The following is a 9,940-nucleotide window of genomic DNA, read 5'->3' as shown; positions in this document are numbered from 1 at the left end:
CCCCATCCCCAAACAGCTGCTCGACATCTTCTTCATCACCAACATCGCGATCAGCCTCGCGGTGCTGATGGTCGCGTTGAACGCGCGCAAGCCGCTCGATTTCAGCGCCTTTCCCACCGTGCTCCTGTTCGCGACGCTGTTCCGCCTCGGCCTGAACGTCGCCTCCACCCGCGTCGTGCTCGTCCATGGGCATGAGGGCGAGGCGGCGGCCGGGCACGTCATCGAGGCGTTCGGCACCTTCCTGATCGGCGGCGATTACGTTGTCGGGCTGTTCGTGTTCACCATCCTCGTTATCATCAACATGATCGTGGTGACCAAGGGCGCGGGGCGCGTGTCCGAAGTGTCGGCGCGGTTCACCCTTGACGCGTTGCCGGGCAAGCAGATGGCGATCGACGCCGACCTCAACGCCGGGCTCATCACCCCCGACCAGGCGAAAGCGCGCCGCGTCGAGGTGTCGACCGAGGCCGATTTTTACGGGTCGATGGACGGCTCGTCCAAGTTCGTGAAGGGCGACGCGGTCGCGGCGATGCTGATCCTCGCCGCCAACGTCATCGGCGGGCTGATCCTCGGGCCGGTGAGCCACGGCCTCTCCATCGGCGTCGCGGCCAAGACCTATATCCTGCTGGCGATCGGCGACGCGCTGGTAGCGCAATTGCCCAGCCTGATGCTGTCGATCGCCGCCGCCGCGATCGTGACCCGGGTGAGCTCGGACAAGGACTTGGCGGGCCAGATCGGGTCGCAGTTCTCCGGCTCCAGGACGTGGACGCCGGTGGCGGGCATCTTGACCCTGCTCGGCATCCTGCCTGGCATGCCGCATTTCGTGCTGCTGCCGTTCGCCGGAATCGCCGGGTTCGCGGCGTGGAAGCTGCGCCAGATCGAGCGGCGGCCTGCGCCGATAGAGGCAGTCGCCGCGGCCGAGCCGGTCGACGCCTCGCGGATCGGCTGGGACGAGGTGACCGAGGGGATGCAGGTCAACATCGACATCGGCTACGGGCTGGTGCCGCTCGCCGACGAGCGCCGCGGCGCGCCGCTGATGGGGCGGATCACCGGCGTCCGGCGGCAATTGTCGAAAGAACTCGGCTTTGTCGTGCCGCAGGTCAAGGTGCGCGACGACATCGCCTTGCCGCCCTACACGTACCGGCTGATCGTCAACGGCGTCGTCGTCGGCGAGGACCAGGTCAGTCCCGACGAGATGCTCGCGCTCGACACCGGCCAGGCGTTCGGCGCGCTGATGGGCAAGGCCGCCAAGGACCCGACCTTCGGGCTCGACGCGACGTGGATCGCGCCGGGCGACGCCGATGCGGCGACGGGCGCAGGCTATCTGGTCGTCGATCCGGGCACCGTCATGGCGACCCATCTTAACCACGCGTTGGGGGCGAATGCCGCCGATCTGCTCGGCCCCGACGAGGTCCAGTCGCTGCTCGACGGCTTGAAGGACCGGGCGGGGCATCTCGTCGCTTCGCTGACCCCGGCGCCGCTGCCGCTCACCACCCTCACCCAGGTCCTGAAGGGCCTGCTATCGGAGAACATCCCGTTGAAGGACTTCCGCCGCATCGCGGCCGCGATCGCGGTCGCCGCGCAGAAAAGCGCGGATGCCGACGAGATCGTCGAGCTGATCCGCCCGCAGCTCGGCGCGCTGATCATCCAGAAACTGTGCGGGGTGCGCGAGCCGCTGCGGGTTATGACGCTGGAGGGGCAGCTCGAAGGGCTGCTCGGCCAGGCGATGCGCGCCGACCACGGGCGCCGTCATGTGATCGAGCCCGACCTCGGGCGGCGGATCGTCGAAGCGCTCCAGCACGCCGCGCAGCCGCTGGTCGCGGAAGGGAAATCGTTCGCCCTGGTCGTCCAGCCCGCGATCCGGGTCGCGATCCGCAAGCTGGTACGGACCTGCCTGCCCGACACGCCGGTGCTCTCGTTCTTCGAGGTGCCCGAAGAGAAGGCGGGCGAGGTCGTCGCGGTGATCGGTACGCCCCACCAGGCGCTCGCGGCATGAGCGCGGAGCCGATGAAGGGCGCGTTCGCGGATGTCCAACCGCTTACCTACAAGCCTGCGCGCGCCGGGGACGCGACCGCGCTGGTGCGCCAGCATCTGCCGCTGGTCCGCAAGATTGCGTGGCATGTCCACGGCAGCATGAGCACGCTCGTCGAGGTCGAGGATTTGATCCAAGTCGGGCTGGTCGCGCTGGTCGAGGCGGCGGCGGGGTTCGAGGACCGCGGCGTCGTGACCTTTCGCCAATATATCGCCACGCGGTTGCGGGGTGCCATGATCGACGAACTGCGGCGGCAGGCGACGACGACCCGCGGCGCGATGCGGCGGCGGCGGCAATATCACGACGCGATCTCCACTTTAACCGCCCGCACGGGCAAGGCGCCGGACGAATCCATGATCGCAGAGCATCTGAACATCACCGTCGACAAATTGCGCGCCGAGTACGCCAACGCCGAGGCGGTCCGCTTCGATTCGATCGACGAGGTCTATGCCGACGACCAGCCGTGGTTCGCCGACGACACGCCCGATGCGTTCGCGCAGCTTGCGGAGGCAGACCTGCGGACCGCGCTGATCGCGGCAATCGGTGCGCTGCCCGAGCGCGAGGCGCAGGTGATCCAGCTCTACTACGTCGAGGAGTTCAATCTGGAGGAGATCGGCCAGGTGCTCGGCGTCGGCGCGGCGCGAGTGTGCCAGTTGAAGAAGGCGGCGCACGACCGGCTGCGCAGTGCGCTCAAGGGTTCGGTATAGGGTCCGGCGCAGCGGCAAGAGCGGAGGCAAGCCACTCCGGCACGATCGCATTGCCCAACGCATCGACGCGGCGGTGCTCGACGGCGAGGCCCAGCTCGGGATAGGTCGCGCGCGTCCGGTCGTTCGGCTCGCCCAGCGGCACCACGACCAGCCGCCGGTTCACCTTGGCCCGATAGTGCATCCGGGCGGTGTTCTCCTGACCGACGTAACAGCCTTTGGTGAAATCGACCCCGGCCAGCTCGGCGGCGTTGCATTCGAGCCAGAGCGTCTCGCCGGTGCCCAGTTCCCCCACACCCTCAGTTACGCCAAGCGCCAGCCGGTGCGCGCGCCAGCCTTCGGCAGCGTCGCCAGGCGCGGCCAGCCAGCGCCAGCCCAGTGTCGTAACGCGTGGGTCGGGCGAGGCCTCGCCGGACGGTTCGGCAGCGGACCAGTGCACCGCCAGCGTATCGTCGCGAGCGATGCTGATCGCACGGCGCAGCCGGTACATCGCCAGCCGCCGCGCCAGCGCATCCACCTGCGCGCGTTCGCAGTCGACCAGCACGTCCGCGCCGTCGGCCCACAGGATGAAGTCGAACAACGCCTTGCCCTGCGGAGTCAGCAGCGCCGCCCAGCGCGGCAACGGCCCTTGCGTGTCGGCAGTAACAAGCCCCTGCAGGAACCCGCGCACGTCGTCGCCCGACAGTCGGAGCAGCGCGCGGTCGGGAAGGGTGGTTCCGGTCATCAGGGGAAGGTAAGCACTGCGGCATGGCTTCGGAACCCCACACCCTCACCAGTCGCACCCTGACCATACGGCGTCCCGACGACTGGCATGTCCACCTGCGCGATGGCGCGATGCTGCACGCGGTCGCACCCCGGACGGCGGCGCAGTTCGCGCGCGCGATCGTCATGCCTAATCTGTCGCCGCCGGTGACCCGCGTCGAGCACGCGATTGCCTACCGCAAGCGGATCATGGCGGCGTTGCCGGAGGGCACCGCATTCACCCCGCTGATGACCTGCTACCTGACTGACGACAGCGACCCGGCCGAGATCGTCCGCGGGTTCCGCGAGGGCGTATGGGCGGCATGTAAGCTGTATCCCGCCAACGCGACCACCAATTCGGCCCACGGCGTCAGCGATCCGGCGCGCATCCGTCCGGTGCTCGAAGCGATGCAGCGCGCCGGCATGCCCTTGCTGATTCACGGCGAGGTTACCGATCCCGCGATCGACATCTTCGACCGGGAGGCGGTGTTCGTCGATCGCGTGCTGACGCCGCTGGTGCGCGACTTGCCGGCGCTGAAGATCGTGATGGAGCATATCACTACCGCCCAAGCCGTGGACTTCGTGGCCGCGGCGGGGACGCAGGTCGCCGCCACGATCACCCCGCAGCATTTGCACCTCAACCGCAACGCGTTGTTCGCCGGGGGCTTGCGGCCGCACGCTTATTGCTTGCCCGTGGTCAAGCGCGAGACGCACCGGATGGCGGTGCGCGCGGCGGCGGTGTCGGGATCGCCCAAATTTTTCCTGGGCACCGACAGCGCGCCGCATACGCCCGGCGCCAAGGAATCGGCCTGCGGGTGCGCAGGCATCTTCAACGCCCCGTTCGCGCTGGAGAGCTACCTCCAGGTGTTCGAGGCGGAAGGGGCGCTCGACCGCTTTGAGGAGTTCGCGAGCGAGCATGGCGCGCGCTTCTACGGGCTGCCGCTGAACGCGGGGACGGTGACGCTGGTACGCGACACGGTGCGCGTGCCGGGACATGTGGCGGGAGTGGTACCGTTCCATGCGGGCGAGATGTTGGCGTGGCGGGTAGCAGCGACCTGAGCAGCGCCGTGGGCAAAGCCCACGTCGTTGGTGGCAGCTGCGCTACGCCGGCCGATCCGGTGCGAGTCTTGCCGCAGCCTGCGGCAAGCCGTACTTGGGCTAAAACGGCAACCACCGGCTCTTGTGGGTGAAATTCATGTACCCGACGTTGACCCCCGCACGCCAGCCGACCCCCAACCGCACCGGGATCAGGACGATGTTGCCGCGTCGCAGATACGTCGCCGCAAAGCCGCCGACGAGATACAGCCGGCCCTCCGCCGCGGGAAAGCGGTGAAACAGTTCGGCGCTATCGTACAGGTTGTAGACGAGCACGAACACCTTGTTGGCGTCGCCGCCGATGTCGAAGCCCACCGAAGGCCCGGTCCAGTAGACGGGTTGCTCGCCCTCGACCTTGTGGTTCATCACCCCCGAGCCGTAGCGCACGCCGACGACGAACGCGCCCGACGCCTCGCGCCCGGCGATATACGCATTGGGCTCGCCTTGGTCCTTCAGGATGCGTTCGATGATTCCGCCGAGCCCGGCGGCGCCCTTGCCGAACACACCTTCGCCCGCCGCGATCAGGTCGTCGCGGCGATAGGTGCCCTCGGCCGCGGTCGCTGCGGCCGCGCGGCTATCGGCCGACGCCACGGGCGCGGTTCGTGCCGGGGCGGCGGGTTCGGCGGCGACCGGCGCATCTTGCGGCAGCGGAGCGCGTGGTTGCGGGCGCGGGGCGGGCCCCGCGAGATCGCCGTCGATCGCGCGGTTGGGATCGATCGTCGTCACCTGCGCCGATGCGCAGGGCGCGACGGTCAGCCCGATTGCCGCCAGTCCGATCCAGATGCTGCGCATTGTCACTCCCCCCGATGACCGTCCGATGCGGTTCGCGCTCGACCTTAACCAGCGTTCGCCTGTCCACGCAATGAACGCCCTTTGCCACCTATTCCGCGGGCCGGTTGATCGGGCGCCAACGCGCCGCTATAGCCCACCGGTACGCCGCATCCGGAGACGTGGGTGAGTGGCTGAAACCAACGCTTTGCTAAAGCGTCATACGGGAAACCGTATCGAGGGTTCGAATCCCTCCGTCTCCGCCAGCAGGCCCTTTCCGGGCATTCGGACAACAACCCAAGCGGGAGGGCGGCGATTTCCGGGCGCCGCTAGGGAGACACTTTCCCGGCAAATGTTGCCCCAGGTGCTTCCTGCACCGAGCCTGCACGATCTCTTCACCGAACGCTCCAAAACGCCCGATCATCGCGCCATCGCCGGTGGCCAGGCGCTGCTTCTCGCGAAGGGAGTGGTCATGCGGCGTGGATTTCTGTTGAAGGGTGCGGTGGTCGCCGCGCTGGTTGTGCTGTTCGACCGGATGTTCCCGTACGACATTGCTGGTGCAAGCATCGGCGGCTTCGCTGGCGCGTGGCTGGTCGGCCTGCTGGTCGGTCGACGCGATGTGCGGCGAAGCGGGCGGGCGTGGTTCGCGCTGGCCGCGGCCGCCCTCTTTGCGGTTGCGCTCGTCGACGATCCCGGATTGCTCGCCTGGACGCTGTTCTGGTGCGCGCTGTCCATCGCCGCACTGCTTCCCAAGGCGACAGGATTCGACGATGCGTGGCACTGGGGCGTCCGTCTGGCGCTCCATGCGGTGACCGGCATCGCCAAGCCGTTCGGCGATCTCCGCCGCATCTGGCGGCGCCGGCAGAGTGCGCGCACCGGCCCGCGAGCGGTTGCCGGGATGCTGGCTCTGCCGCTCGCCGGCGGCGCGCTGTTCCTGCTGCTTTTCGCGGCCGCCAATCCGCTTGTCGAACAGGCGCTCGCTGCCATCCGCTTGCCCTCCGTGTGGCGTCTGCTCCTCTGGGTGGCGGTGGCGCTTTGCCTTTGGCCGAGCCTCCGGCCCCACGCCGCGGCCATGCGTCTGGCGGGACGACTGCCGGACCCGGAGCCGCGCCTGCCGGGTACATCGCTGCTTTCGGTGCTGATCGCGCTGGCGCTCTTCAACGCAATCTTCGCGGTCCAGAACGGGCTCGACATCGCCTTTCTGTGGAGCGGCGGCACGCTTCCGGCGGGCATGACCCAGACCGAATATGTCCATCGCGGCGCCTACCCCCTGATCGGCACCGCGCTGATCGCGGGCGTGATGGCGCTGGCGATGCTGCGTCCAGGCAGCGAGAGCGAACGGCATCCGCTGGCACGGCGGCTCGTCACTGTGTGGGTCGCGCAGAACCTGGTGCTCGTCGCCTCCAGCGCGCTGCGCACGATCGACTATATCGAGGCATCGATGCTGACGGCCTGGCGCATCGCGGCGCTCGCCTGGATGGTGCTGGTGGCGCTCGGTCTGGTGCTGATCTGCTGGCGGATCCTGGCGGGCCGCAGCGCGCGCTGGCTGATCAACTGGAACGCCGCGGCGGCAGCCATCGTCCTCGCCGTCTGCGCGTTCGCCGATCTCGGCGCCATCGCCGCCGCGTGGAACGTTCGTGCCCGGGCGCCGGAGAGAATCGACCTGTGCTACCTGCAACGGGTCGGCGATGGCGCGCTCGATCCGCTCATCGACCTTGAGCAAAGGCCGATGGATGCGGCCACGCGCGATCGGGTGCGCTACGTTCGCGCGCGGATCTTCGTCGATCTTGCCGGCAGGCAGGATCGCTGGCGCGAATGGACGCCGCGTGGCGCACGCAGGCTGGCCGAAGCGCAAAGGCGCCTGGGCGTGCATCCGGCGCAACCCGCACCGGTCGCCCGGCCGGCATGGCGCGATTGCGGCGGCGCGGTGCAGACGCCGCCGCCGCCGGAGAGCCGGCTTGACCGCGTGGACGGGAGCGATGATCCAGTGTCCCATGCCCCGCACGATCCTGGTCGCCGATGACGATCCTCATATCCGCCAGCTGCTCGTCTTCGCGCTCGCCAAGGCCGGGCTCGACACGATCGAGGCGGAGGACGGCGAAGCGGCGCTGGCTGCGGTCGAGGCCCACGCGCCGGACCTCGTCGTGCTCGACATCAACATGCCGCGAATGGATGGCATCGAGGTCTGCCGGCGGCTGCGCGGGCTCAACGGGGAGTGCGGCGACGTGCCGATCCTGTTCCTGTCCAGTCGCGACGACGAGATCGACCGCGTGCTCGGCATCGAGCTCGGTGCCGACGATTACGTCACCAAGCCCTTTTCCCCGCGTGAGGTGGTCGCCCGCATCATGGCGATCCTGCGGCGCACCGCGGGCCACCCGCCCGTCGTGGCCGACGCGACCGCGCCGCTGAAACATGGCCGCCTGATGCTCGATTCCGATGGCTGGCAGGCGAGCTGGGCGGGCGCCCCCGTGCCGCTCACCGTCACCGAGTTCGGCATCCTTCGCACGTTGGCAGCGATGCCCTCCAAGGTGTTCAGCCGCGAGGCGATCATCGACCGGCTGCATGGTCCGGGCTTTGCGGTCACCGATCGCACGATCGACAGCCACGTCCGCAACCTGCGCGGCAAGTTCGCCCGGGCCGGAGCGGAGGACGTGATCGAGACCCGCGCGGGGATCGGCTATCGGCTCGGGGCCTGCAGCGCGGGATGATCGAAGCGTTCAAGCGGGTCGTCCGGCGGCACTGGCCGCGACTGCGGCTGCGCACGATCCTGCTGCTGACGTTTGTCTTCGTGGCGGCACTGCCGGGCTTGGGCGCCTTGTTCCTGAGGGTTTACGAGAACACGCTCGTGCGCCAGACGGAGGCCGAGCTGGTCGCGCAAGGTGCCGCGCTGGCCGCGGCCGCGGCGGTCGCATGGCCCGGCGCCGCGACGTCGTCGACGGCGACCGGCCATGCGCCGCAAGCGCCGTCGATCGATCTGCGCACGACCCGTATCATGCCCGAGCGGCCACCGCCGCATCCCGCGTCCGAGCCAGCGAATGGCGCCAGTCTCGCCTGGAGCGATCACCTCGACCCCGTGCTCCGGCTGACGGCTGGGACGACGCACGCGTCCATCCTGCTGCTCGACGCGCACGGGCGCATCCTCCTCGGCCCACGCGCCGGGTCCGCTTACGACCGGCTGCCGGAAGTCCGGTCCGCGTTGATGGGCCGGCCCGCGACGGTGCTCCGCCGCAACGGCTCCTACCGCTCGGAGTACGCCTTCGAATGGCTGAGCCGGGCGTCGGACCTGCGCATCCATCATGCCCGTCCGATCGTGGCGAACGGGCGGGTGATCGGCGTGCTGCTCCTGTCGCGCGCGCCAAATGCCTTGTTCGCCGGGCTCCATGAGGACCGCGGCAAGATCGCGCTCGGGATCGTCCTGATCTTCGCGGCACTGGTGGTATTGAGCGGCCTGCTCTCGCGCGGTATCGTCCGGCCGGTCGAGCAATTGGGCGAGGCGACCCGCGCGGTCGCGGGCGGAGGCGGCAGCGTGCCGTTGCCGCCCGCCACGGCCGCGGTCGAGATCCAGGCGCTCTACCGCGACTTCGGCGCGATGGCGGAAGCGATCGAGCGCCGCTCGCGCTACCTGCGCGACTTCGCGCATGCGGTCAGCCACGAGTTCAAGACGCCGCTTGCCGGCATCGGCAGCGCGGTCGAGCTGCTGCAGGACCATTCGGACATGGCGCCCGCCGACCGCGATCGCTTCCTGGCGAACATGGCTGCGGATGCCGGGCGGCTGGACCAGCTGGTGAGCCGCCTGCTCGATCTCGCGCGCGCCGACATGATCGAGCCGGTGGAGGGCGCCGCGACCGAGCTCGGCATCGCCCTGCGCCGGGTCGCGGACGCATATGCGGGCAGCGCGTTCGCGGTGGCGCTGGACCTGCCGGATGGGCTCGCCGACGCGATGGTGCCCGCGGCGGTGATCGAGGCGAGCGTCGCGGGGCTGGTCGAGAACAGCCGTCAGGCGGGCGCATTCGGCGTCCTCCTCGCCGTTCGCCAGGTCGGCACCTGCCTGGAGCTGACGGTCCGCGACGACGGGCCGGGAATACCGGCGGGCGATCGCGACCGCATCTTCGAGCCGTTCTTCACGAGTCGCCGGGCATCTGGGGGAACCGGTCTCGGCCTGCCGATCACGCGGTCGCTGTTGCGGGCGTATCGGGGTACGATCGCGCTCGATCGCGACAATGACGGGCGGGGCGCATCGTTCCGTATCGGGCTGCAAGCGGCCGGTCGGGCGAAGCAGACGGCAAACATCCGCCGTCAACCGCCATGTTGACAGGGTAGCGCCACGGTGTCACTCTCCCTGTACCGAAGAGCGCCGACTCGTCGGTCGCACAATTAATGTCGGCGCCATCGGTTGATCGTATCCCGTTGCGTTAAGGCGTCCTCTCGTGGGGAGGGTCGTTACCGACTTATTGGATCAACAGCAGCACAGTCGACCGATGGTGGGAAAGTGGTCTCTTGCCGCTTGCCCGTGAATGCTTTCATCGACCGGCCTTTCCCGGCCGTCATCTGGCGATGACGAGCGGGGTTTGCCTTGTTGCGCCACGATCCTGCAGGTCTGCAC

Annotated in this window: 8 protein-coding genes and 1 tRNA gene; 7 read left to right on the top strand and 2 right to left on the bottom strand. The window is 69.0% G+C overall.

Translation table 11 applies throughout. From position 1 onward, the window contains the following. A partial coding sequence (flhA, locus tag ACE5C1_RS06180) for a flagellar biosynthesis protein FlhA (RefSeq protein WP_374943187.1) occupies window positions 1–1,993 on the top strand: 1,993 nt, incomplete at its 5' end. Beyond that, complete coding sequence (locus ACE5C1_RS06175) at window positions 1,990–2,736, top strand: FliA/WhiG family RNA polymerase sigma factor (protein WP_374943186.1); 747 nt, start codon at window positions 1,990–1,992, stop codon at window positions 2,734–2,736. The genes flhA and ACE5C1_RS06175, both read left to right, overlap by 4 nt. Here ACE5C1_RS06175 and ACE5C1_RS06170 read toward each other — a convergent pair. Continuing rightward, complete coding sequence (locus ACE5C1_RS06170) at window positions 2,720–3,457, bottom strand: YgfZ/GcvT domain-containing protein (protein WP_374943185.1); 738 nt, start codon at window positions 3,455–3,457, stop codon at window positions 2,720–2,722. The genes ACE5C1_RS06175 and ACE5C1_RS06170 overlap by 17 nt on opposite strands. A 23-nt stretch (window positions 3,458–3,480) precedes the next feature. Here ACE5C1_RS06170 and pyrC point away from each other — a divergent pair, with 23 nt between their 5' ends. Continuing rightward, complete coding sequence (gene pyrC, locus ACE5C1_RS06165; RefSeq protein ID WP_374943184.1) at window positions 3,481–4,533, top strand: dihydroorotase; 1,053 nt, start codon at window positions 3,481–3,483, stop codon at window positions 4,531–4,533. Between the two features lie 99 nt (window positions 4,534–4,632). On the opposite strand, the gene ACE5C1_RS06160 is transcribed toward pyrC, so the two are convergent. Further along, entirely contained in the window at window positions 4,633–5,361 is a 729-nt protein-coding gene (locus ACE5C1_RS06160) for a DUF1134 domain-containing protein (protein WP_374943183.1), read from the bottom strand. 152 nt (window positions 5,362–5,513) lie between these two features. On the opposite strand from ACE5C1_RS06160, the gene ACE5C1_RS06155 reads away from it, so the two are divergent. From ACE5C1_RS06155 to ACE5C1_RS06140, 4 genes are all read left to right on the top strand, one after another. Then, window positions 5,514–5,603 (top strand) — tRNA-Ser (locus ACE5C1_RS06155). 86 nt (window positions 5,604–5,689) lie between these two features. After that, entirely contained in the window at window positions 5,690–7,360 is a 1,671-nt protein-coding gene (locus ACE5C1_RS06150; RefSeq protein WP_374943182.1) for a DUF4173 domain-containing protein, read from the top strand. After that, window positions 7,332–8,045 carry a response regulator transcription factor gene (locus ACE5C1_RS06145; RefSeq protein ID WP_374943181.1) on the top strand — a complete coding sequence of 238 codons (714 nt, stop codon included), beginning with the start codon at window positions 7,332–7,334 and terminating at the stop codon, window positions 8,043–8,045. The genes ACE5C1_RS06150 and ACE5C1_RS06145 overlap by 29 nt, the downstream gene beginning before the upstream one ends. Continuing rightward, window positions 8,042–9,649 (top strand): ATP-binding protein, encoded by a 1,608-nt coding sequence (locus tag ACE5C1_RS06140; RefSeq protein ID WP_374943180.1) that lies wholly within the window; start codon window positions 8,042–8,044, stop codon window positions 9,647–9,649. Before ACE5C1_RS06145 ends, ACE5C1_RS06140 begins: the two co-directional genes overlap by 4 nt. Window positions 9,650–9,940: the final 291 nt, after the last annotated feature.

Source organism: Sphingomonas sp., assembly GCF_964263785.1.
Lineage (GTDB): Bacteria > Pseudomonadota > Alphaproteobacteria > Sphingomonadales > Sphingomonadaceae > Sphingomonas.
Note: the sequence above shows the minus strand (reverse complement) of the source record. Positions and strands in the feature narration are given on the sequence as shown.

Coding starts and splice junctions, on each gene's coding strand:
- ACE5C1_RS06175 (WP_374943186.1), top strand. CDS start 1,990: ATGAGCGCGGAGCCGATGAAGGGCGCGTTCGCGGATGTCCAACCGCTT.
- ACE5C1_RS06170 (WP_374943185.1), bottom strand. CDS start 3,457: ATGACCGGAACCACCCTTCCCGACCGCGCGCTGCTCCGACTGTCGGGC.
- pyrC (WP_374943184.1), top strand. CDS start 3,481: ATGGCTTCGGAACCCCACACCCTCACCAGTCGCACCCTGACCATACGG.
- ACE5C1_RS06160 (WP_374943183.1), bottom strand. CDS start 5,361: ATGCGCAGCATCTGGATCGGACTGGCGGCAATCGGGCTGACCGTCGCG.
- ACE5C1_RS06150 (WP_374943182.1), top strand. CDS start 5,690: ATGTTGCCCCAGGTGCTTCCTGCACCGAGCCTGCACGATCTCTTCACC.
- ACE5C1_RS06145 (WP_374943181.1), top strand. CDS start 7,332: ATGCCCCGCACGATCCTGGTCGCCGATGACGATCCTCATATCCGCCAG.
- ACE5C1_RS06140 (WP_374943180.1), top strand. CDS start 8,042: ATGATCGAAGCGTTCAAGCGGGTCGTCCGGCGGCACTGGCCGCGACTG.